Annotated in this window: 19 protein-coding genes; 13 read left to right on the forward strand and 6 right to left on the reverse strand. The window is 60.8% G+C overall.

Annotation, left to right across the window (positions count from 1 at the left end):
- Positions 1–155 precede the first annotated feature (155 nt).
- Positions 156–1,706, reverse strand: coding sequence for a nitric oxide reductase transcriptional regulator NorR (norR, locus tag NRG23_RS25365; protein WP_257372707.1), 1,551 nt, complete (start codon positions 1,704–1,706; stop codon positions 156–158).
- 156 nt (positions 1,707–1,862) lie between these two features.
- Here norR and hmpA point away from each other — a divergent pair, with 156 nt between their 5' ends.
- The 9 genes from hmpA (at position 1,863) to queC (ending at position 10,840) form a co-directional block, all read left to right on the forward strand.
- Positions 1,863–3,044 carry an NO-inducible flavohemoprotein gene (hmpA, locus tag NRG23_RS25370; RefSeq protein WP_257372709.1) on the forward strand — a complete coding sequence of 394 codons (1,182 nt, stop codon included), beginning with the start codon at positions 1,863–1,865 and terminating at the stop codon, positions 3,042–3,044.
- Positions 3,045–3,329: 285 nt separating this feature from the next.
- A complete protein-coding gene (locus NRG23_RS25375) occupies positions 3,330–3,869 on the forward strand; it encodes an ester cyclase (RefSeq protein ID WP_257372710.1) in 540 nt (179 codons plus the stop codon).
- Between the two features lie 24 nt (positions 3,870–3,893).
- Positions 3,894–4,403: a disulfide bond formation protein B gene (locus NRG23_RS25380; RefSeq protein WP_009045493.1), complete on the forward strand. Its 510-nt coding sequence runs from the start codon at positions 3,894–3,896 to the stop codon at positions 4,401–4,403.
- 793 nt (positions 4,404–5,196) lie between these two features.
- Positions 5,197–6,138: a ubiquinol oxidase subunit II gene (gene cyoA, locus NRG23_RS25385; RefSeq protein ID WP_009050698.1), complete on the forward strand. Its 942-nt coding sequence runs from the start codon at positions 5,197–5,199 to the stop codon at positions 6,136–6,138.
- Between the two features lie 3 nt (positions 6,139–6,141).
- Entirely contained in the window at positions 6,142–8,160 is a 2,019-nt protein-coding gene (gene cyoB / locus NRG23_RS25390) for a cytochrome o ubiquinol oxidase subunit I (protein ID WP_009045490.1), read from the forward strand.
- 3 nt (positions 8,161–8,163) lie between these two features.
- Positions 8,164–8,790 (forward strand): cytochrome o ubiquinol oxidase subunit III, encoded by a 627-nt coding sequence (locus tag NRG23_RS25395; protein WP_007929702.1) that lies wholly within the window; start codon positions 8,164–8,166, stop codon positions 8,788–8,790.
- Positions 8,790–9,125: a cytochrome o ubiquinol oxidase subunit IV gene (cyoD, locus tag NRG23_RS25400; RefSeq protein ID WP_007929704.1), complete on the forward strand. Its 336-nt coding sequence runs from the start codon at positions 8,790–8,792 to the stop codon at positions 9,123–9,125. Before NRG23_RS25395 ends, cyoD begins: the two co-directional genes overlap by 1 nt.
- Before the next feature lie 11 nt (positions 9,126–9,136).
- Entirely contained in the window at positions 9,137–10,024 is an 888-nt protein-coding gene (gene cyoE / locus NRG23_RS25405) for a heme o synthase (protein WP_007929705.1), read from the forward strand.
- A 117-nt stretch (positions 10,025–10,141) separates the two neighbouring features.
- Positions 10,142–10,840 carry a 7-cyano-7-deazaguanine synthase QueC gene (queC, locus tag NRG23_RS25410; protein WP_257375092.1) on the forward strand — a complete coding sequence of 233 codons (699 nt, stop codon included), beginning with the start codon at positions 10,142–10,144 and terminating at the stop codon, positions 10,838–10,840.
- A gap of 96 nt (positions 10,841–10,936) precedes the next feature.
- On the opposite strand, the gene NRG23_RS25415 is transcribed toward queC, so the two are convergent.
- Entirely contained in the window at positions 10,937–11,818 is an 882-nt protein-coding gene (locus NRG23_RS25415) for a queuosine precursor transporter (protein ID WP_257372714.1), read from the reverse strand.
- Entirely contained in the window at positions 11,805–12,407 is a 603-nt protein-coding gene (locus NRG23_RS25420) for a helix-turn-helix transcriptional regulator (protein WP_257372716.1), read from the reverse strand. The genes NRG23_RS25415 and NRG23_RS25420 overlap by 14 nt, the downstream gene beginning before the upstream one ends.
- Positions 12,408–12,899: 492 nt before the next feature.
- Here NRG23_RS25420 and glyA point away from each other — a divergent pair, with 492 nt between their 5' ends.
- Complete coding sequence (gene glyA / locus NRG23_RS25425) at positions 12,900–14,255, forward strand: serine hydroxymethyltransferase (RefSeq protein ID WP_101283447.1); 1,356 nt, start codon at positions 12,900–12,902, stop codon at positions 14,253–14,255.
- A 96-nt stretch (positions 14,256–14,351) separates the two neighbouring features.
- On the opposite strand, the gene NRG23_RS25430 is transcribed toward glyA, so the two are convergent.
- The 3 genes from NRG23_RS25430 to NRG23_RS25440 form a co-directional block, all read right to left on the reverse strand.
- The gene (locus NRG23_RS25430) at positions 14,352–15,053 is read right to left on the reverse strand and encodes a hypothetical protein (RefSeq protein WP_009050693.1); all 702 of its coding nucleotides are present in this window, start codon (positions 15,051–15,053) and stop codon (positions 14,352–14,354) included.
- 214 nt (positions 15,054–15,267) lie between these two features.
- The gene (locus tag NRG23_RS25435; RefSeq protein ID WP_257372718.1) at positions 15,268–16,410 is read right to left on the reverse strand and encodes a fatty acid desaturase; all 1,143 of its coding nucleotides are present in this window, start codon (positions 16,408–16,410) and stop codon (positions 15,268–15,270) included.
- 14 nt (positions 16,411–16,424) lie between these two features.
- Positions 16,425–17,894 (reverse strand): amidase, encoded by a 1,470-nt coding sequence (locus NRG23_RS25440; RefSeq protein ID WP_009050691.1) that lies wholly within the window; start codon positions 17,892–17,894, stop codon positions 16,425–16,427.
- Positions 17,895–18,330: 436 nt separating this feature from the next.
- On the opposite strand from NRG23_RS25440, the gene NRG23_RS25445 reads away from it, so the two are divergent.
- The 3 genes from NRG23_RS25445 to NRG23_RS25455 all read left to right on the forward strand — a co-directional run bounded on the left by NRG23_RS25445 (position 18,331) and on the right by NRG23_RS25455 (position 22,121).
- Positions 18,331–20,085 (forward strand): fatty acyl-AMP ligase, encoded by a 1,755-nt coding sequence (locus NRG23_RS25445; RefSeq protein ID WP_373922233.1) that lies wholly within the window; start codon positions 18,331–18,333, stop codon positions 20,083–20,085.
- Positions 20,082–20,951 (forward strand): LuxR C-terminal-related transcriptional regulator, encoded by an 870-nt coding sequence (locus tag NRG23_RS25450; RefSeq protein WP_007929724.1) that lies wholly within the window; start codon positions 20,082–20,084, stop codon positions 20,949–20,951. Before NRG23_RS25445 ends, NRG23_RS25450 begins: the two co-directional genes overlap by 4 nt.
- 903 nt (positions 20,952–21,854) lie before the next feature.
- On the forward strand, positions 21,855–22,121 hold the full coding sequence (locus NRG23_RS25455; protein ID WP_016703515.1) for an acyl carrier protein: 267 nt from the start codon (positions 21,855–21,857) through the stop codon (positions 22,119–22,121).

Raw genomic sequence — 22,121 nt, forward strand, 5'->3', positions numbered from 1 at the left:
TGGAGGGCTGGCTTTAGCGGCTTTGTCGGTTTGCGGATCAACGCACGCGGTATTACGACAATTGTAGGAGCGAGCTTGCTCGCGATAGGCCGAAGGTCGCTTGTGAGTTCGCTATCGCATCGCGAGCAAGCTCGCTCCTACAAGGTTCGCACTCTTTATTTCAGTCCCAGGCGCTTGGCCATGCGCCCCAGGTTGGCGCGGTCCAGGCCCAGCTCGCGGGCGGCGCTGGCCCAGTTGTGCTGGTGACGCTCAAGGCAGGCGCTGATCAGTTGGCGCTGGTAGTTTTCGGTGGCCTGGCGCAGATCGCCGCCGCCGGGAATCTCGGCCATGGCTGCCGGGGCGGGCTGGGGCGCGACCGGTGCCGAGGCGTCCGGCAGGTCCAGGTCGGCGGTGCTCAGGCTGAGGATCTTCGGCCGTTCACGGCAATTGCCCAGGGCCTTGAGGGCGCTGCGGCCGATCAGGTGTTCCAGCTCACGGACGTTGCCCGGCCAGGCGTAGGCCAGCAGCGCCGCCTGGGCATCGCTGGTCAGGCGCAGGCTGCCCAGGCCCATGCGCGAGCGATTCTGCTCGAGGAAGTAGCCGCTGAGCAGCAACACATCGCGGCCGCGGTCGCGCAGGGCCGGCACCAGCAGCGGGTAGACGCTGAGGCGGTGATAGAAGTCCGCGCGATAGCGGCCACTGCGCACTTCTTCGGCGAGGTCGCGGTTGGTGGCGGCGATCAGCCGCACGTCGACCTGATGCTCCTGGTCCGACCCCAGGCGTTGCAGCTGGCCGCTTTGCAGCACGCGCAGCAGCTTGGCCTGGACGGTCAGCGACAACTCGCCGACTTCGTCGAGAAACAGCGTGCCGCCATTGGCCAGTTCGAATTTGCCGCGGCGGTCGTTGGTGGCGCCGGTGAAGGCGCCGCGTACATGGCCGAACAGTTCGCTTTCCACCAGGGTGTCGGGCAGGGCGGCGCAGTTGAGGCTGATCAGCGGCTTGTCGGCCCGGGGCGAGGCGGCGTGGATGGCCTGGGCCACCAGTTCCTTGCCGACCCCGGTTTCGCCGGTGATCAGCACCGTCAGGTCGCTGCCGCCGACCAGGCCGATTTCCTCCAGCAGGCGTTTGTGCGCCTTGCTCTGGCCGATCATTTCGCGGTTCTGGCCGCTGGCCTGGCGATAGACCTCGGCGCGCTGGTGTTCGTCTTCGGCGCGCAGGGCCAGGCGCTCAATGCGCTCGGCGGCGTTGACGGTGGCCGCCGCCAGGCTGGCGAAGGCCTGCAGGGCATCCAGTTCGATCGGCTCGAAGCGCTGCGGGTCGAGGGCATCCAGGGTCAGCAGGCCCCAGGGGCGTTCGTCGATAAACAGCGGGCAGCCCATGCAGTCGTGGACTTCCAGGTGTTCATGCAGGCCATCCACCAGGCCGTCGTAAGGGTCCGGCAAGTCGCTGTCGCTGGCGAAGCGGGTAGGGCCTGGATGGCTGAGCAGGGCGGCGAAACGCGGGTGTTCGCTGACCTTGAAACGCCGGCCCAGGGTGTCGGTGCTCAGGCCGTCCACTGCCAGCGGCACCAGCCATTCGCCATCCAGGCGCAGCAGCGCGGCGGCGTCGCAGGGCAGCAGGGCGCGCATGGCTTCCAGCAGGCGGCGGTAGCGCTCGCCTTCAGGCAGTTCGCGGGACAGGTCGGAGACCAGGGGCAACAAGGCGGTGAGCAGGGACTTTGCGGTCATAATGACTCCGTATGGTCTTAATGACTATAAATGCCGGTGTGTCGATATGACTACAATTATTTTAAGATATTGATTTATATGGTTTTTATTGTTGGCACGAAAACTGATTGGTAAAGGACAACCTGCAAGTAGTCAGAAAGCTCAGGAGTTGTACTTATGCTTAGCGTCGAAGATCGTGCCATCATCAAATCCACCGTTCCGCTGCTGGAAAGCGGTGGCGAAGCCCTGATCACCCACTTCTACCGGATGATGCTCTCCGAGTATCCGCAAGTGCGTCCGCTGTTCAACCAGGCGCACCAGGCCAGCGGCGACCAGCCACGGGCCCTGGCCAACGGCGTATTGATGTACGCCCGGCACATCGACCAGCTCGACCAGTTGGGCGACCTGGTGGCGAAGATCATCAACAAGCACGTGGCCCTGCAGATCCTGCCGGAGCATTACCCGATCGTCGGCAGCTGCCTGCTGCGCGCCATTTCCGAAGTGCTGGGCGAAGAAATCGCCACGCCGGCGGTGATGAATGCCTGGGGCGCGGCCTATAACCAGTTGGCGGATATCCTGATCGGTGCCGAAGGCGCGATCTACGACCAGAAGGCCCAGGCCCCGGGCGGCTGGCGCGGCGCGCGGGAATTCAAGCTGGTCCGCCGGGAGCAGGAGAGCGCGGAAATCACCTCATTCTATTTCGAGCCTGTGGATAACGGCCCGATTCTCGCTGCCGAGCCGGGTCAGTACATTGGCATGCAACTGTTCCTCGATGGCGAGGAAATCCGCCGCAACTACTCGCTGTCGGCCCTGTCCGACGCCGGCCAGTACCGCATCAGCGTCAAGCGCGAGGCCGGTGGCCGTGCTTCCAACTATTTGCATGACCAGATGCAGGTTGGCGCCAGCATCCAGCTGTTCCCGCCAGCGGGCGAATTCACCCTGGCGGACAGCGACAAGCCATTGGTGCTGATCAGTGGCGGCGTCGGCATCACTCCGACCCTGCCAATGCTCGAAGCCGCGCTGGCCACCGAGCGTCCGGTGCACTTTATCCACTGCGCGCGCAACGGCGGGGTGCATGCGTTCCGAGATTGGGTCGACGGCCTGGCCGCGCGTCATCCGCAACTCAAGCGCTTCTACTGCTACGCCGAAGACGACGGCGTCAGCCCGGCGGCGGACAAGGTCGGCCTGCTGAGCCAGGAACAACTGGCCGCATGGTTGCCGCAGGAGCGTGACCTGGACGCCTACTTCCTTGGCCCGAAAGCCTTCATGGCGGCGATCAAGCGCCACCTCAAGGCCCTGGGCGTACCGGAAAAGCAAAGCCGCTACGAGTTCTTCGGCCCGGCCGCGGCCCTGGAGTAACCCCCATCGGCCAGCCTCCGCCCGGAGGCTGGCCTCTTTGTAGCCGCTGGCGCAGCCTGCGATCGAGCGCGCAGCGCTCGCAACACTATCCCCCGAGTGCCTCAGGCAAACCGCGAGCTCCGGTTGGCGGTCGCTGCGCAACCGATCGCAGGCTGCGCCAGCGGCTACAGGGGCGCAGGCCGCACTCGTAAAAATCCTTTAAAGGTTAATCCGTTCTTAACCTGTTTATCGTTAATTCCCCGATGCTGATGATAGGCGCTCGTTCGCACTGATCAGGATCATCCCATGCAACTCTCAGCCATTCCCCGCATCACCCTGGCCGCAACCTTGCTCGCCAGTCCCCTGGTTTTCGCCGAGCCGGCCTTGCTCCAGGCGCAAACCCTGGTCGTCGACCAGAGCCTGCCCAAGGCCCAGCGCGAAGCCATGGAACTGGCCGCGCGGCGCTACGGCAGTTTCTGGAACAGCGGCTATGAAAGCCTGGCCAAGGCTGCGCTGGCGGAGAACTTCGTCGATATGACGCCGCCTGCGGGGCGGGTCCAGGGCCCGACCGGGCCGCTGCTGGCGTCGCGCTTCTTTCGTACGGCGGTGCCGGACTTGAGCGCACAAATCGAGCAGATGATCGTGGCCGGGGATCGGGTGGTGCTGCACCTGCATTTTCGCGGGCACTTCAGCGGGACCTTCAATGCACTCAAAGGTCATGGTCAGCGTGTAGACTTCCGGGCAACCGACATTTATCAGATCGCCAATGGCCGGATCACCGCCAATTGGCATATCGAAGACAACCTCAGCCTGATGCAGCAGTTGCAAGCGCTGCCATCGGGTTGAGCCACAGAAAGAAAGGAATTGAGGATGACTGACGACACACTGCGCTTGGGGCGCGAGCGACGTTTTCTGGTGTTGCTGGGGGTGATCTGCCTGGCGCTGATCGGCGGCGCGCTGTACATGCAGGTGGTGCTGGGCGAGGCGCCTTGCCCGCTGTGCATCCTGCAGCGCTACGCGTTTCTGCTGATCGCGATTTTCGCCTTCATCGGCGCGGCCATGCGCAGCCGTCGCAGTCTCACGGTGCTGGAAGCGTTGGTCATGCTCAGCGCGCTGTTCGGCGCGGCGGTGGCGGGGCATCACGTCTACACCCAGGCCCATCCTGCGGTCAGTTGCGGCATCGATGTGCTGCAGCCGATCGTCGACAGCCTGCCGTTGGCGACCGTCTTCCCGCTGGGGTTCCAGGTCGATGGCTTCTGCTCCACGCCGTACCCGCCGGTGCTGGGCCTGTCCCTGGCGCAGTGGGCGCTGGTGGCCTTTGTGCTGACCCTGGTGCTGGTGCCGCTGGGCATCATTCGTAACCGTCGCCAAAGCGCCTGATCCGGCGTAAAAAGCCCCGCTCCCGATGTTCGGGGCCGGGGCTTTTTTGCGTGTAGGACAATGTGCGAAAGGGGCGTGATATGGGGCAATCGGACGTGCGATAAACGTGCGACATGTTGTCACATGGAGGGTGTCGCACCTGTGTTTGCGCAGATGACAGTACGCCGTTTTTTTTGTGTCAGAAACGGAAAAAGTCTGTCAGTTCGTGTTGGCGCAGTGAGCGGCAAAACAAACATAGCCGGCTATCTAAATAAATCGTTTCAGCCCTCGTTTTACAAGGGATAGCGCGATGCCATCGGTGGATTTTGCACGAGTGAAAGGCCCCTTTTTCGAGCTGGCTGGAAGGCGTTATTGGGGCTTTTTATTGCGAATGAATCTCGATATGATCGCGACCCGTTGCAATAATCGCCACGCATTGTTGCGCGAACCGATAAAAATTATTTCGGGATAAGACATGGTTTATAAAACGCTACATATCTACAATCGCCCGCACTGAATTTCCGGCGCTGCTCACCCTGAGCTTACGGCGGCGGTCGAGGGGCGTTGGACGCTCCATGCGACCCCAGGTGTCGGCACCTTCCAAATATCCGCACCAAATGGAATTGGTCTGTAACAAGGCCTTTGACCACGAATTCGAATAAGAACTCACTGCTAGCCCAGGATTTGTCAAACAGCGCGTAACGCGCCGGGCAGGCCCTTATTCAATCGAAGAAAAAATGCCAACCCTTGGCACGGTGAAGTGTTGGCCATCAAAACCCAACTGCATTGCGCAAGCTGCTTTAGAGGTCGTGAGATGAGTAAAAACAGGTACCCCCGATTACTAGGCTTTTTGCCGCTGCTTGGCATGATGTTAATGCTGGGAGGCTGCAAGTGGACCTTGCTCGACCCGAAAGGACAGGTCGGTCTGGATGAGCGAAACCTGATCATCACCGCTACCCTGCTGATGCTGCTGGTCGTGATCCCGGTGATCGTGATGACCTTCGCGTTCGCCTGGAAATACCGCGCGTCCAACACCAACGCGACCTACGCGCCCAAGTGGTCGCACTCCACCAAGATCGAAATCGCGGTGTGGCTGGTCCCGATCCTCATCATCATTGCCCTGGGTTATGTGACCTACAAGTCCACCCACGCGCTGGACCCGTATCGTCCGCTGGAGTCCGACGCCAAGCCGATCAACATCGAAGTGGTCGCGCTGGACTGGAAGTGGCTGTTCATCTACCCGGACCAGGGTATCGCCACGGTTAACCAAATCCGCTTCCCGGAGCACACTCCGCTGAACTTCAAGATCACCTCCGACGCCGTGATGAACTCGTTCTTCATCCCTGCCCTGGGCGGCCAGATCTACGCGATGGCAGGCATGCAGACCAAGCTGCACCTGATCGCCAACCAGAAAGCTGAAATGGAAGGCATCTCCGCTAACTACAGTGGCGCTGGCTTCACCGGCATGAAATTCAAAGCGATCTCGACGAGCCAGGAAGATTTCGACGCCTGGGTAGCCGAAGTCAAGGCCGCACCTAAACAGCTTGATCAAGCTGAATACGAAGCCCTTGCCAAGCCAAGCCAGAACAACCCTGTCGCGCTGTACTCCTCGTACACGCCGGACCTGTTTCAGAAAATCGTCGACAAGTATGAAGGCATGAAACCAGGCAAGCCGGTCAAGCACGAGAAGAAAGAAGTGGCCGCTGTGGAAGGGACTGACATGAGCTCGCATTCAGCTGCTGGGGCAGAGGAGTAAACGATGTTTGGTAAATTAAGTCTGGACGCGATACCGTTCCACGAGCCGATTGTCATGGTGACCGTTGCCATGATCATCCTCGGTGGTCTGGCGCTTGTCGCGGGTATCACGTACTTCAAGAAGTGGTCCTACCTGTGGACCGAATGGCTGACTTCGGTCGACCACAAGAAAATCGGCGTGATGTACATCATCGTCGCCATGGTCATGCTCCTGCGCGGCTTCGCCGACGCGATCATGATGCGTACCCAGCTGGCCATGGCCACCGAGGGTTCGCCGGGCTACCTGCCTCCTGAACACTATGACCAGATCTTCACCGCCCACGGTGTGATCATGATCATCTTCATGGCGATGCCATTCTTCACCGGCCTGATGAACCTCGCAGTGCCGCTGCAGATCGGCGCGCGTGACGTTGCCTATCCGTTCCTCAACTCCCTGAGCTTCTGGCTGCTGGTTTCCGGCGTCGTGCTGATCAACCTGTCCCTGGGCGTCGGCGAATTCGCCAAGACCGGCTGGGTTGCGTATCCGCCGCTGTCGGGCCTGCAATACAGTCCGGGCGTGGGTGTCGACTACTACATCTGGGCGCTACAGCTATCCGGGCTAGGGACGACGCTGACGGGGGTCAACTTCCTGGCCACCGTGCTGAAAATGCGTACCCCGGGCATGAAGATGATGGACATGCCGATCTTCACCTGGACCTGCACCTGGGCCAACGTGCTGATCGTCGCTTCGTTCCCGATCCTGACCGCTACCCTGGCACTGCTGACCCTCGACCGTTACATGGATTTCCACATTTTCACCAATGAACTTGGTGGCAATCCAATGATGTACGTGAACCTGTTCTGGGCTTGGGGTCACCCTGAGGTGTACATCCTGATCCTGCCGGCGTTCGGTATCTTCTCCGAAGTCATCTCGACCTTCTCGGGCAAGCGCCTGTTCGGCCACCACTCGATGATCTACGCTTCCGGCGCGATCTCGGTACTGGGCTTCATGGTCTGGCTGCACCACTTCTTCACCATGGGTTCGGGGGCCAGCGTCAACGCCTTCTTCGGCCTGGCGACCATGCTGATTTCCATCCCGACGGGTGTGAAACTATTTAACTGGCTGTTCACCATCTACCACGGCCGTCTGCGTATCACCAGCCAGGTCCTGTGGACCCTGGGCTTCATGGTGACCTTCGCCATCGGCGGCATGACCGGCGTACTGCTGGCCATCCCGGGTGCTGACTTCGTCCTGCACAACAGCCTGTTCGTGATCGCGCACTTCCACAACGTGATCATCGGTGGTGCTGTATTCGGCTACATCGCTGGCTTCAGCTTCTACTTCCCGAAAGCGTTCGGCTTCAAGCTGCACGAAGGCTGGGGCAAGGCTGCATTCTGGTTCTGGATCTCGGGCTTCTTCGTCGCCTTCATGCCGCTCTATGCACTGGGCTTCATGGGCATGACCCGTCGCCTGAACGCCACGACCAACCCTGAGTGGGTGCCGTACCTGTACGTCGCCATGTTCGGTGCGGTGATGATCGCCATCGGTATCGCCTGCCAGCTGATCCAGCTGTACGTCAGCGTGCGTGATCGCAAGCAGAACCAGTGCGTGTCCGGCGACCCATGGAATGCCCACACCCTGGAATGGTCGACTTCGTCGCCACCGCCGTTCTACAACTTCGCCGTACTGCCGAAGGCCAATGGCATCGACCCGTTCACCGAAGCCAAGGAAAACGGTACCGCGTACCAGAAGCCTGCTCGCTACGAACCGATCCACATGCCGAACAACACCGCCACCGGCCTGGTGATGGGTGCTCTGTTGACCGTCTTCGGTTTCGCGATGATCTGGCACATCTGGTGGCTGGCGATCGCTAGCCTGGCCGGTACCGTGATCTATTTCGTGATCCACGCGGCTCGCGATGATCAAGGCTACATGGTGCCGGTCGACGTGATCGAACGCATCGAAGCCGAGCAGCACGCTCGCCTGGTAGCCGAGAAGAAGATTCCGGCCAACCGTGTAGAAACCTCGTTGGAACAGGCTTAAACCATGTCGAACTTAGTGACCAATGCTGGACACACCCATGTCGATGACCATGGGCACGATGACCATCACCACGACTCGGGCGAGATGACCGTATACGGTTTCTGGCTCTACCTGATGACCGACTGCATTCTGTTTGCGTCGATCTTCGCGGTGTACGCGGTACTGGTAAACAACGTAGCGGGTGGCCCGTCGGGCCACGACATCTTCGAACTGCCTTACGTGCTCGGCGAAACCGCCTTGCTGCTGTTCAGTTCGATCACCTACGGCTTCGCCATGCTGGCGTTCTTCCGGGGTAACAAGAAGCAGGTCCTGGGCTGGCTGGCCCTGACCTTCCTGTTCGGCCTGGGCTTCATCGGCATGGAGATCAACGAGTTCCACCTGCTGATCTCCGAAGGCTACGGCCCTAGCCGCAGCGGCTTCCTGTCCGGGTTCTTCACCCTGGTCGGCACCCACGGTCTGCACGTGACCGCTGGCCTGATCTGGATGGCGATCATGATGTATCAGGTCAACAAGCACGGCCTGACCGCAACCAACAAGACCCGCCTGAGCTGCCTGAGCCTGTTCTGGCACTTCCTGGACGTGGTCTGGATCTGCGTCTTCACCGTTGTTTACCTGATGGGGACTATGTAATGGCTAATGCACACTCCCATGACAGCCATGATGCTGGCCACGGCAGCGTAAAGTCGTACGCCATCGGCTTCATCCTGTCGGTGATCCTGACGATCATCCCGTTCGGCCTGGTGATGTACCCGACCCTGCCGAAATCCATCACCCTGATGATCGTGCTCGCCTTCGCGGTGATCCAGGTCCTGGTTCACCTGGTGTACTTCCTGCACCTGGACCGCTCCGAGGCCCAGCGTAACAACGTGATCGCGTTCGTCTTCGCTGCCCTGGTGATCGTCCTGCTGGTTGGTCTGTCGTTGTGGATCATGTTCAGCATCCACACCTACATGATGGCGAAGTGAGGTAAGACCCGATGTCGCTCAAGCACTTTATCCAAATCACCAAACCGGGGATCATTTTCGGTAACGTGCTTTCTGTGGCGGGCGGTTTTTTCCTGGCCTCCAAGGGACATGTCGATCTGGCCATCTTCCTGGCCGCGATGATCGGCACGTCCCTGGTGGTAGCTTCCGGTTGCGTGTTCAACAACTGCATCGACCGCGACATCGACCTGAAGATGGAGCGCACCAAGAACCGCGTGCTGGTTCAGGGCCTGATCTCCCTGAAAGTGGCACTGGTCTACGCGACCCTGCTGGGTGTCGCCGGCGTTGCGTTGTTGTACAAGGTGGCCAATCCGCTGGCGGCGCTGTTTGCCGTGATCGGCTTTGTCATCTACGTCGGCTTCTACAGCCTGTACCTCAAGCGCAAGTCGGTGCACGGCACGCTGGTGGGCAGCCTGTCCGGGGCGATGCCGCCGGTGATCGGTTACGTGGCCGTGAGCAACAGCTTCGACATGGCCGCGCTGACCCTGCTGGTGATGTTCAGCCTGTGGCAGATGCCGCATTCCTACGCCATCGCGATCTTCCGCTTCAACGATTACCTGGCCGCATCGATTCCGGTGCTGCCAGTGAAGCGCGGCATCCTTGTGGCCAAGAAGCACATCCTGCTCTACATCCTGGCGTTCCTGGTGGCGACCCTGATGCTGACCTTCAGCGGGTATGCCGGCATGAGCTACCTGGCCGTCGCGGCCGCGATGGGCATGTACTGGCTGTACATGGCCTGGACCGGCTACAAGGCGGTGGACGACACCGTCTGGGCCCGCAAGCTGTTCGTGTTCTCGATCTTCACCATCACCGCGCTGAGCGTGATGATGTCCCTGGATTTCAAGGTACCGAGCGAACTGCTGCTGACCTACGCGCCATAAGCTGCAAAGGCTATGAAAAAGCCCCGCCTTCGACAGAAGCGCGGGGCTTTTTATTGAGTGTCAGTCAGTGGGCTGTTTAAATATTCAAATGACTCTATTCATGCAGGAAGCAGAATGATGAAGAAAAAAGCTGTTGTCGTATTCAGTGGCGGGCAGGACTCGACGACCTGTCTGATCCACGCATTGCCGCTCTATGATGAAGTGCACTGTATTACCTTTGATTACGGCCAGCGCCACCGCGCAGAAATAGAAGTGGCGCAGCAGCTCGCGAAGCAGTTGGGAGCGACAGTCCACAAAGTGCTGGATGCTTCGTTGCTCAATGAGTTGGCGATCAGCAGTCTCACTCGAGACAATATTCCGGTGCCGACGGTGAACAGTTCAGGTGAAAGCCTGCCTAGCACTTTCGTGCCGGGAAGAAACATTCTGTTTCTGACCCTGGCCTCTATCTATGCCTACCAGGTACAGGCTGAAACGGTCATTACCGGGGTGTGTGAAACGGACTTCTCGGGTTATCCCGATTGCCGTGACGAGTTTGTAAAGGCCTTGAACAAGGCCGTCGAGTTGGGCATGGAATACCGCCTGCGTCTTGATACGCCACTGATGTGGCTGAACAAGTCGGAGACGTGGGCGCTGGCGGATCATCACAATCAGTTGAGCCTGATCCGCGAGCAGACCCTGACGTGCTACAACGGCGTGCTTGGCAGCGGTTGTGCCAATTGCGATGCGTGCAACCTTCGTGCAAGAGGGCTGAATGATTACCTGGGGAACAAGACAGAAGTCATGAATAGCTTGAGAAGCAAGATGAATCTGCAATGACGGCTTGACCGACAGCACGTCAATGGATTTCAACACTGCATCCACACCTGCCGGATGAGTGTTGAATCCATCAGCTTGAGATAAAGAGTGGTTGCACTACTTTGTCTGGCTGTCCGTCATGTATCTCTTGAACAGTGACCTGGCTCCATAGGCAGGCAAGATGTTGAAGAAGGCAAAGCACACCTTGATTGCGATCTGCACATAAATCATGTTCAGGATGTCGTTGTTTTGCATCGAGCCATAAAAGGCAATGTAGCAAAACACGAAGCTGTCGATAATGACCGCGAACAGCGTACTCAAGAATATCCGCAGGAACAGGAACCTGGAATTCGTCAGCTCTTTTATCTTGCACAGCAAGTACGAGTTGATGTTCTCGGAAGCCAGGAAAGAGACAGAGGACGCCACCAGGACAGATGACACATGAATGATCACGTCGTTGTACGGGGTGTCGAGCTTCCAGCCTGGCAGGCCGGGGAGAAAGGTCGAGCCATAGAGCAGGATGATAATCATGGCGTTGCTGGCGAAGGCAAAGAAGATCGCTTTTCTTGCCAGCCGCAGTCCAAAGTTTTCGTTCAACAGGTCAACGATCAAGAATGTCAGGGGATAAAGGAAGGTGCCCGGAGTGATAATGATGCCAAATGATTCAAGATAAATGGGCTTGGTGGCGGCAATGCTGGTGAAGATATAGAAGGTAAAGAGCAGCAGATTAAGGATGATATAAATCATCCATGAGCTTTCGTGGCGGTCATTCAGGTCGTATGCGGTCAGCGCTCCTCCTTGGGAGTAGAACTTCTTGTAGATGTTTTTAACTTCCATTTTGTTCAGGTTTTCCATTATTTCGCTGTTAAGCACTTCGCTCAGTTTGATCTTTATGACTTTGCCCGTAGCGATGATCATGATCACCGCCAGGCTCTTGTTGTTTTCAAAGCCCAGAAGTTTATATTTGCTGTTCTCGAGTTCGCCTTCATAAGCTGCCATTGAATCGCTCCTCGATGATGTCACCCACCACAAGTACTCGGTCTGAGTCGGAGCATGGCTCATTGATGATGAACAGCTTTCTTGCCTGTCTGTCGTAGACCAGTTTTTCCTTGTCGTCGCTCGACACTCCCTTTTGAATGATCAAGAGGTCGCCGGCCTCGTACAGGCCCTTGATCTCATTCTCCAGCAGCACCGCTATCAAGTTGTAGGAGGCGCCGAAGTAATAGGTCAGTGGGTGAAGTATGGCCAGTTCGCCAATCCGCTTGTACATGTTGATCATCAACAGGCTTTCCTTGAGGATCGGAACCGCCGCCGGGTTCATGTTTCCTTGTGGGGAAATACTGCTGTCGATGATTTCCTTCTCTTCAAAATCGACGGTTTCTATTTCTTCGTAGGAGACACCGAAGAAATCAGAGATTTTGCGAATGGTGGATTGCTGTACGTTGCTGACCTTGCCTTCCAGAATGTTGTAGATGGTCGTCCTGGTCAGGCCACTGGCATTGCATAAAGACAGTTGCGTCTCGCCGCGGCTTTTTATCAGGTATTTGATATTGCTCTTCAAATACTCTGTTCTTTCTCTTCTGTGCATCAAATGCTCACCATTTCCTTATAGTCGCCACGCTTAGGGGCTTTCATAGCGTGCGTGGCGTGCATGACATTCAACTGCTCGACGCCAGGGGGTGAGAACAGTCGGATTGATGCGGCAAGAGCTTGTCGGCTTTGTGGTCTGTACCAACTCGCTAGTGCTCCTTTAGCCAGCCTGCATCCATCCTGGAATATTTCGCTGTCGGTATCGGGCGCGCCCGGAATCCTTGGGAGGGTTCGGACCGGGGGCGCCGCGGGGGGCAAGTGTTGCATGTCCCTGTCATGACAATAAAGCCCCGAAATGCGCGGTGCCATCGCCTTGATAGGCGAACATCCAGCAGCAACGCAAACCTGCTGTCCCTTCCCGCTCCTCGGAAAAGAAGCATTTAATTTGGAAAGTGTTTAATTTTTTGATTAATTAGCTGCCCACGAACGTTAAACCAGGAAGCGTGCTGTCGTTCGTAGCACGCAAATGACAAGGAAGGAACACCGAACGATGGCAGCTTATACAGAACCACTGAGGGACCAGGCCGACCTGTTGCGACGTGGTTTGGCGGATTTGCGCGCTGAAGACGCCGAACTGGCCGGGATCCTGGACGCTGAAGTCACGCGTCAACACCGCACACTGTCCCTGGTTTCATCCTCCTGCGCGGCCAACCCTCGCATCCTGGCGGCGTCTGCCTCGGCACTGGTCAACGTCACAGCCGAGGGCACGCCAGGCAAGCGTCATCAGGTTGGCTGCGAGAACGTCGACCTGGTCGAGTCGCTGGCGATTCGCCGGGCGCGGGAGTTGTTCGGGGCGCAATATGCCAGCGTCCAGTCACACTCCGCCTCGAACGCCAACTACCAAGTGCTGGCTGCCCTGCTCGAGCCGGGGGACACCATTCTCGGAATGGCCCTCGATCACGGCGGGCACCTGACCCACGGCAGCCCTGTCGCATTCACCGGCGCCCACTACAAGGCGATCCGCTACGGCACCACCTCGCAGGGCGTGATCGATTACGCAGAGGTTCGCCACCTGGCGCTCGCCCATCGTCCGCGCATCATCATCTGCGGTGCGACCGCCTATTCCCGGGTCGTGGACTTCCAACGCTTTCGCGCTATTGCCGACGAGGCCGGGGCCATCCTGCTGGCGGACATCTCCTATATCGCCGGGCTGGTCGCCACGGGGCGGCATCCGAGCCCGATCGACGTGGCGCATGTCACCACCGCGTGTACCCACAAGCAACTCGCGGGGCCTCGTGGCGGCCTCATCCTTTCCGGCCGGGACGCCGACACCAAGGTTCCCGGCCTGAGGGCGAGCTTCAGTCGGGTCCTTGAGCAAGCGGTATTCCCCAGGATGCAGGGCGCGCCGGCGGTCAACATGATCGCGGCCAAGGCCGCTGCGCTGGGCTACGCGATGTCCCCCGAGTTCGATGCCTACATGGGGCGGATTCGCAGCACAGCCGATGCAATGGCCAGCGCATTCATGGCGCAGGGCTACGAGGTCGTGGGCGGGGGGACGGAGAACCACACGGTTCTGCTCAGGTTGCGTGGGGGCATCAGCGGTTCGATTGCCGCCTCGGCACTGGAGCGATGCGGCATCATCGTGGGTAAAAACCGCGCACTGGGGGAAACCCGGTCCTCATTCGTCGCCAATGGCTTGTGTCTCGGCACCGGTTCCATCGCCCAACGCTACATCGATTCCCAAGGGTGTCGTGAAGTGGTCGATCTGGTGTGCCGGATACTGGACAAGGTCACGCCACTCAGCGAGCAGAAGTACAGCCTGGAGCCTGAGTTGCAAGAGCAGTTCCGACTCCAGACCGAGGCGTTGTGCGCGATGTATCCCATCGCAGATTACCGGGGCAACTGAGGGGGGGCCGGTCTTTCATTCGCAGGAGCCAGCCGCTGAGGGGCGCTGCGCTGTTGCGCGATCCGCCCTCTGCGCGAGCCAGCTCGCGGGTACGGGTTATTGCTGTTGTAGAGCGCTGTAGCCTTCGAACGCGGTCTGCTGCTGGATCGCGGTGACGATGTTCTTGCGGGTGGCTGGCTGTTCGTTGCCGTCCTTGTCGAAGAACACTTCGCTTTCCAGCTCAGCCTCGTCGCCTTCGCCGACAAAGGCGAAACCGAGGAATTCGAAGGCTTCACGGTCGACGTTGGCCTTGGAGCGCGGGCGGATCGGCAGGGTGACGCTGATGCCGTCCTTGCTGATGGCGAACACTTCCATTTCTTTCTTCGGCCGCGCCTTGCTTTTGCCGCCGCCTGGGCTGCTGATGGCCTGGTGGGTCTGGTTCAGCACTTTCAGCGCCAGGCCGTAGACCAGCTCCTGGAAGCTCGGGTCGTCCTTGTAGCTGGACAGGATGCGGCTGATCGGGAACTTGCTGCTCAGGTCTTCGAGGGCGGCGCTGTCGGCGGCCTCGGCGTCCTTGAGCTGCTTGAGCTGGCCCATGAGTTCATAGGCGCGGTCGTCGTCGAAGCGGTCGTGAGCCTGGCGGATCTCGGCGCGCAATTCGCGGATCTGGTCGCTTTCCTTGGTGGACTGGAAAGCATCGAGGACCATCTCGCTGATGGTCTTGGCCTGGGACACGTGCTGTGAAAGATTGATGGCGTTTTCGTATTCCGCTTTGGACGACAAGGCGTTTACGGATTCTTCTGTATTGGAATCGGACATTGATATTTCACTACTTCGTTTAACTGGAAATGAGGCTAGAAAAGCACCGGGCCTTTTCAGGGCGCCTAATTTATGGGACCGAGGCCCCATTGTCACGGACCAACGGACCGGTGCGAAAAGGCGTGGCTCTACTGACCCACGATCGACGGGAAAATTCCGGCCTCGATCATCCCTGGCGAGTGCTCGCCGGGCAACGCCCGACAGCTCATTTCCTTCAGCGTTGCGCCTGCTGGCGAAACTCGGCGAACGAGATCATGCGCTGGTGCGCCGGGTCCCACAGCTTGAGTCGCAGGCAGCGGTAGATATCCCGCGGGTGCAGCGAAGTGGTGATGGGCGATTGCAACGCCGGGATCGCCGCCATGGCTTCTGGCAGGCGGTAGAAGGGGATGCCCGAGTTGGCGTGATGCACATGGTGATAGCCGATATTGGCGGTGAACCAGGCCATCAGTGGGCCGGTGCGCATGTAGCTGGAGGAGAACACCGCGGTAGCGGCGTAGTCCCAGTCGGCGCGCTCGGGGTAACGCACGCCGGGGAAGTTGTGCTGGCAGTAGAACATGTAGGCGCCCAGCGCCGAGCCGGACAGGCTGGGGATCAATACCCCGTACAGCAGGATGTCCGGTGCCAGCAGTGCCAGGGCGACGGCGCTCGCCAGGTTCAGCGCCAGCGCCAGTAGCGACCAGAGCCGATGCTGCGGCTGGGTGATCAGCGACACCATGCAGATGCTGAAAATGAAGATGCTGAATGACGCCAGCAGGATCATCAGCGGGTGCCGGGCGACACGATAACGCAAGCGCTTGAGGCGCCCGGCGCGGGCATATTCCTCGGTGGACAGCAGGGGAAAGGTGCCCAGGTCAGTGTGGGTGGACAGCAGCGGCAGGCGGTTTTGTTCCGCGCCGACGTACTGGCAGCTGTGGCCGTGGTGGTAGTCGTGGGACTGCTTCCACAGCGTCGGCGGGGCCATCAGCAGCAAGCCGAAGGTCTTGAAAAACACCTCGGCGAAACGCGAGCCCTTGAGGATCGCGCCGTGCATGTAGTCGTGGTACAGCACGAACATGCGCACCAGGGACAAGCCCAGCAGCACGCTGCACGCCAGGCGCAGCGGCCACCACAACGGCATGGCCACGGCCGCGCCGAACAGCCCGATCACCAGCAGCGTCGAGTAGAAATGCCACCAGCTCAGGCGGCGGTTTTCCACGGTAAAAGGCAGGGTCTGGCGAATCAGCTCCTTGCCATAACGCGCCAGTTGCTCGCGGTTCAGGCCATCGGTGGGCCAGGGAATGGCCCCCGGCAGGTGCTGCTCCTGGCCTGAACCAACGGGGCAATAAGGCGGGGCGGTCGAGGTGTCCAGCGTGCGCATGGGTGCTGCTCTCCTTAGCCGATAACCGCTTCGTTGGGGCGGTGCTGCATGAACAGCTGCGGCCGCCGGTCCTTCCATGGCCGTGCCTGTTCCAGCTGGCCGGCCAGGCGGAACAGCAGGCTTTCCTCGCCAAAGGCGGCGCTGAGCATCAGGCCGATCGGCAGGCCCTCGGCGTTCCAGTGCAGCGGCAGGGAAATCGCCGGCTGCCCCGAGGCGTTGTGGATGGCGGTGAACGGGCTGTAGTCGATCAGCGGGCCGTAGGTGTTTTCCAGGTCGCTGGAATGGATATCCACCACCCCGTTGCGCAGCGGCGGCCGGGCCAGGGTCGGGGTCAGCCAGCAATCATAAGTCTGGTGGAAGCGCGCCATTTCCCGGCCGACCTGCTGCAGCACCAGCTCGGACATCTGGTACTCCACCGCACTCACGCCGAGGCCGCGTTGATGCACGGCCTGGGTCAGGTTTTCCAGTTCGCCGGGCAGCGGGCCGCGTCCTAGTTGCAGGCTCATCAGTTCTACGGCGAAGGCGATTCCGGAGAACCACAGGGCGCTGAAGGCTTCGGCAAAACTTTGCAGGTCCAGCTGCGGCGCGGCTTCTTCCACATGGTGGCCGAGGGATTCGAGCAGGCGCGCGGTGCTTTCCACCGCTGCGATGCAGTCGGGGTGCAGCGGCCGACCGGCCGGGTCGGTGCTGGAGAAGGCGATGCGCAGGCGCCCCGGTTCGCGGCCGAGCTGGTCGAGAAAACGCCCCTGCATGGGCGGCGCGCGATACGGATCGCCCGGCACCACGCCGTGGGTGGCGTCGAGCAGGGCGGCGCTGTCGCGCACGCTGCGGGTCAGCACATGTTCGTCCAGCAGGCCGCTGAGCAGCTCGCCGAAGTCCGGGGCCAGGGAATTGCGCGCCCGGGTCGGTTTGAGGCCGACCAGGCCGCAGCAGGAGGCGGGAATGCGGATCGAGCCACCGCCGTCGTTGCCATGGGCCGCCGGGACCATGCCGGTGGCCACCGCGGCGGCTGCGCCACCACTGGAGCCGCCGGTGGAATATTCCAGGTTCCACGGGTTGCGCGCCGGGCCGTAGAAGGCCCCTTCGGTGGTGGGCAGAATGCCGAACTCCGGAGCGTTGGTCTTGCCGACGAACACCAGCCCGGCCTGGCGAAAACGCTTCACCAGCTCGCAGTCCTGGGGCATGACCCGTGCTTGCAGCATGCGCGAAGCCAGGGTCGAGGGCAGGTCCTGGCAGTCGCCGAGGATGTCCTTGAGCAGGAACGGCACGCCGTGCAGCGCGCCCGTCGCTGGGGCCTTGTCCTGTTCGGCGGCCTGCGCCCGGGCCTTGTCGTAGGCCTTGTAGACCACGGCGTTGACCGCCGGGTTGAAGGCTTCGATGCGGCGTATGGCTTCCTCCAGCAGTTCGGAGGGGCGTACCTGTCTGGTTCTGACCAGATCGGCCAGGCCGACCGCGTCGAAGGTGGCGTATTCGCTAAAAGACATCCTGTTCTCCCGGTGCTGCGCACGCTGGTGGCGAAACCGGAACGCTCCCGTTCCGGCCTGGATTTCATGACATGGCCAGTTACACAAGCCCAGCTTGCGCAGGCCCGGATAGTCGGCTTCACCTCTTTGAAAAGGGCTGATGACTGCAAGGCCGTATGGCAAAAAGCCATGCATGCATCGAGCTGTGAGGCGAATATGCGCCGGGGGCGGAAATTGCGGGTATACGCCGTTCGGAGTATTAACTTCGAGTGCGCGCTCCCAGAGGATGATCAAGCGTAATGGATGCGCAAGGCCGCAGATTTCGGGCCTTGCGGGAGATGGCTAAGTACGGCTGCCTGGACACAAAATAATGACTACGAACGACCACGATAGCGACGTTCCGTATGCGAATTTTTCGGAATGTCTGCAGCTTCACGCCCATACGATCCCGGACCGATTGGCCTATCGTTTTCTGCACAACGGGCGAGACGAAGAAACCCTGATCACCTTCTCTGAACTGGACCGCGCGGCGAGAGCGGCGGCGGCCCGGTTGCAGGGGCATTGCCGGGTGGGGGACAGGGTGCTGATCCTGCTCAAGCCGGGCCTGGACTATGTGATCGCCTTCATGGGCTGCCTGTATGCCGGGCTGGTGGCGGTGCCGGCCTATCCGCCGGGGGCGACCAAGACCCTGGACCGGCTGGACGGCATCATCGACGACTGCCAGCCGACGGCGGCGCTGGCCAGTGGCGAGGATGTCCCGACCATCCAGGCCCGGCTGGGGCAGGCCGACAGTCCGCGGGTGCTGGACATGGCGACTCTGGACCTGGCCCTGGCCAGCGAATGGCGGACGGTTCCTGTGACCCGGGACGATATCGCCTTTTTGCAATACACCTCCGGCTCCACCGGGATTCCCAAAGGAGTGGCGGTGACCCACGGCAACCTGATTCACAATTCGCGCAGCATCAGCCGCGGCTTTCTGACCCACAAGGACAGTCACCTGGTCAGCTGGCTGCCGCCGTATCACGACATGGGGCTGATCGGCGGCATCCTGCAATCCTTGTTCGTCGGCTTCGGCTCGACCCTGCTGGCGCCGATCCACTTCCTGCAACGGCCGCTGCGCTGGTTGCAGGCCATCAGCACCTACCGCGGCACCGTCAGCGGCGGGCCGAACTTCGCCTATGAATTGTGCCTGCGCAAGATCAAGGACGAAGAGCTGGCCGGCCTCGACCTGAGCAGTTGGGAGGTGGCCTTCAACGGCGCCGAACATGTGCGGGCGCAGACCATTGCCGCCTTCCATGAGCGTTTCGCCCGTGCCGGTTTTGCCAGCACCTCGGCCTTTCCCTGCTACGGGCTGGCCGAAGGCACGCTGATGGTCAGCGCCGGTGGCAGCAAGCGCGAGCCGGTGATTCGCCAGTTCCATGCCGGCTTGCTGGAGGACAATGTGGCGCGCCTGCACGACGGCCAGGGCAGCGACGCCGAGTTGCGCCTGTGCACCCTGGTCAGCAGCGGCCGCGGCATTCCGGGGCAGGGCCCGTTCATCTGCGACCCGCACACCGAACAGCCACTGGAGGACGGGCGGGTCGGCGAGATCTGCATCCTCGGCGACAGCGTCGCCAGCGGTTACTGGCAGCGCCCGGAGAGCACCGCCGCGGCCTTTCGCCCGGCCCCGCCGGCGCTGGGCTGGTCGCGCTACTTCCGCACCGGCGACCTGGGCTTCCTGCTCGATGGCGAGCTGTTCGTCACCGGACGGCTCAAGGACCTGATCATCGTCAATGGCGTCAACCATCACCCTGGCGATATCGAGAACACCGTGCTGCGTACCCATGACAGTTTTCGCCCGGACGGCACCGCGGCCTTCAGCATCGAGACCGGCGACAGCGAGCAGGTGGTGATCGCCCAGGAAATCGAGCGACGGGCCTTGCGCAGCCTCGACCTGCCGCAGCTGTTCAGCGACATGAAGGCGCGGCTGTGGCAACAGCACCAATTGGCGCGGCCGGTGCTGTTGCTGGTGTTCGGCGGGTCGTTGCCGCGTACCTCCAGCGGCAAGATCAAGCGCCAGGAGTGCCGCAAGCAGTTCGCTCCCTGGCTGGCGGCACTCGAGGGCACGGCGCCGGCCGAAGCCCATCCGCTGGACAAGTCGGTGGTCGCGGTGGAGAGCAACGGCCGGGTATTGCGTGACATCACCGTCGACAGCCAGGTCGTGGAAGCATGACCAGTCTATCGATCGGCCCGGTGCATGCGCCCAAACCCGCGGCGTTGCTGTTCGCCCAGCCGGCCTTCTGCGAACCGCGGCTGGAACTGGCCAGCCGCCCGCGGTCGGTGCTGTCGTTGCCGCCCACCGACAGCCAGCAACGGTTGCAGCTGACCAGCGTGCTCAACTCCATCACCTCGGCGCGCAGCATCGCCGAGCTGACACAGCAGACCCAGCTGGCGCTGCCGCAGATCCTGCCGTGCGAGAACTTCGTGTTCGCCAGCGGCCGGGTCCGTGCGCACCGGGTGTTCTTTTCGCACCTGATTCATCCGGACAGCGTCTCCGATGACCTGATCAAGGCCATCGTCGGTCGCGACGGCATGATTCCGCCGCTGGGCATCGACCCCATCGAGCATTGCGGACGCCCCAAGTTCACCACCCTGGAGCGCCTGGGTAACTCGCAGGACCAGGTGTGGGCGAAGATTTTTCGCGAACACGGCATACGCAATCTGGGCTGGACCCTGCTGCCCGGATTGCACCGCAACACCTTCACCGGCTACTTCTTTCACAACATCTCGGCCACCGTGGCCCATGAAAGCAAAATGCGCATGATGGTCTTCGCCCCGTACCTGCACATCGCCCTGAACCGGGCGCTGGGCAGCAAGCTGTTGCGCCACAACCCGGGGCCGAACCATCAACTGTTGTCCATCCTGTCCAGCCGCGAAGCGGAGATTTCGCGCTGGGTGGCCCGAGGCAAGACCAACTGGGAGATTGGCCAGATCCTCGGCATCAGCGACAAGACCGTGAAAACCCATCTGCAGAACATCTTCTCCAAACTCCAGGCGTCGAGTCGGGCGCAGATCGCGGCGTTGTTCTGCGACGAGTGAGTGCTGCCTGTCTTTCATCCAGTAACCACCCCCTCAGTGCTGACGAGGCTCAGTGCTTCGGCGTCGCCTGTGCTTTTTGTAGGAGCGGCCGGTCGGTGTTCGATTGGCCGTGATGGTGTCTGTTTGGGCGCTGCATGTTTTTTTTGGGGGGGGGTACACATCTATTCTTGCGGTCATGGCGGATACGTTTGCTGGCTTCTGTAGGAGAGGCTGGTCGACGTTCGATTGCCCGCGATTGCGTCTGTGCAGGCGCTGCATTTTTTGGACGGTGTACATATCCATTCCTGTGGTAACGGCCACTTAGGGTTTCGCCCTTACGGCGAGTCCCTTTTTACAAACGCCTAAAAAGGAACCAAAAACGCTTGCCCCTGCGTACGGCCTTCGCTGCGCTCAGGTTCCCTCGCTCCGGCGTCCATCAGGGGGCATCGACTCCGGTCGGCTTCGCTTCGACCTCCATACGATGTCCTCGACTGCGTCGAGGGGCGCTGCGCGCCATCCCCCTGATGAACACCGGAACGAAGCCTCCCGATGGGGCGGGTAGATCAAAAGCAAAAGCCAGGCGCGACCTGCCGGTCGGCGCGTTTGTAGCCGCTGCCGAGCCCGCGAGGCTGCGATCGACCGCGAAGCGGGCGCAGGGGGCTTGAGATCGCTGGAGGACCTTCGGTCCTGTCGCAGCCCGCGGCAGCGCCTACAAAACCAGGCGCTACTCCTTACGGAGTATTGAGCTGAGCCGGCATGACGCCGAGCATCGGGGTGTAGCAAATGGCCTGCCGCGGCGGGTCGTCCACACTCAAAACGCGTTTGCATCATGACGCCTGCCCAAGCGTCGATCCCGTGGTTTCACCACGGGGTGGCGCGGGCCAACGGCCATGCAAAGGAAGCGAATTACGCTGGGAGGCGACTGTGCATATAGACGAAATAACCTTTGCCGTGACCGAAACCCTGGCCAGCCTGCTGGAGGTCGATTCCGGGTCGCTGGACGTCGAGCGTTCGTTCCACGAGATGGGCGTCGATTCGGTGCTGATCGTCGGTCTGTCCGCCGAGTTCGAAGACCGTTTCGGCATCTCCCTGGACCCGGAACTGGCCTACCTGCACGACACCGTGAGCAAGGTCAGTCAGCATCTGTATGGCGTCATCAACCAGGGCGCGCTCGGCGCGGTGGGGAGGTAA

Origin of the sequence: Pseudomonas sp. T8 (assembly GCF_024610635.1) — a bacterium.
Classification (GTDB): domain Bacteria; phylum Pseudomonadota; class Gammaproteobacteria; order Pseudomonadales; family Pseudomonadaceae; genus Aquipseudomonas; species Aquipseudomonas chlororaphis_I.

Bases quoted from the DNA above. Each gene is read 5' to 3' on its own strand.
- norR (WP_257372707.1), bottom strand. From the start codon at position 1,706: ATGACCGCAAAGTCCCTGCTCACCGCCTTGTTGCCCCTGGTCTCCGAC.
- hmpA (WP_257372709.1), top strand. From the start codon at position 1,863: ATGCTTAGCGTCGAAGATCGTGCCATCATCAAATCCACCGTTCCGCTG.
- NRG23_RS25375 (WP_257372710.1), top strand. From the start codon at position 3,330: ATGCAACTCTCAGCCATTCCCCGCATCACCCTGGCCGCAACCTTGCTC.
- NRG23_RS25380 (WP_009045493.1), top strand. From the start codon at position 3,894: ATGACTGACGACACACTGCGCTTGGGGCGCGAGCGACGTTTTCTGGTG.
- cyoA (WP_009050698.1), top strand. From the start codon at position 5,197: ATGAGTAAAAACAGGTACCCCCGATTACTAGGCTTTTTGCCGCTGCTT.
- cyoB (WP_009045490.1), top strand. From the start codon at position 6,142: ATGTTTGGTAAATTAAGTCTGGACGCGATACCGTTCCACGAGCCGATT.
- NRG23_RS25395 (WP_007929702.1), top strand. From the start codon at position 8,164: ATGTCGAACTTAGTGACCAATGCTGGACACACCCATGTCGATGACCAT.
- cyoD (WP_007929704.1), top strand. From the start codon at position 8,790: ATGGCTAATGCACACTCCCATGACAGCCATGATGCTGGCCACGGCAGC.
- cyoE (WP_007929705.1), top strand. From the start codon at position 9,137: ATGTCGCTCAAGCACTTTATCCAAATCACCAAACCGGGGATCATTTTC.
- queC (WP_257375092.1), top strand. From the start codon at position 10,142: ATGAAGAAAAAAGCTGTTGTCGTATTCAGTGGCGGGCAGGACTCGACG.
- NRG23_RS25415 (WP_257372714.1), bottom strand. From the start codon at position 11,818: ATGGCAGCTTATGAAGGCGAACTCGAGAACAGCAAATATAAACTTCTG.
- NRG23_RS25420 (WP_257372716.1), bottom strand. From the start codon at position 12,407: ATGCACAGAAGAGAAAGAACAGAGTATTTGAAGAGCAATATCAAATAC.
- glyA (WP_101283447.1), top strand. From the start codon at position 12,900: ATGGCAGCTTATACAGAACCACTGAGGGACCAGGCCGACCTGTTGCGA.
- NRG23_RS25430 (WP_009050693.1), bottom strand. From the start codon at position 15,053: ATGTCCGATTCCAATACAGAAGAATCCGTAAACGCCTTGTCGTCCAAA.
- NRG23_RS25435 (WP_257372718.1), bottom strand. From the start codon at position 16,410: ATGCGCACGCTGGACACCTCGACCGCCCCGCCTTATTGCCCCGTTGGT.
- NRG23_RS25440 (WP_009050691.1), bottom strand. From the start codon at position 17,894: ATGTCTTTTAGCGAATACGCCACCTTCGACGCGGTCGGCCTGGCCGAT.
- NRG23_RS25450 (WP_007929724.1), top strand. From the start codon at position 20,082: ATGACCAGTCTATCGATCGGCCCGGTGCATGCGCCCAAACCCGCGGCG.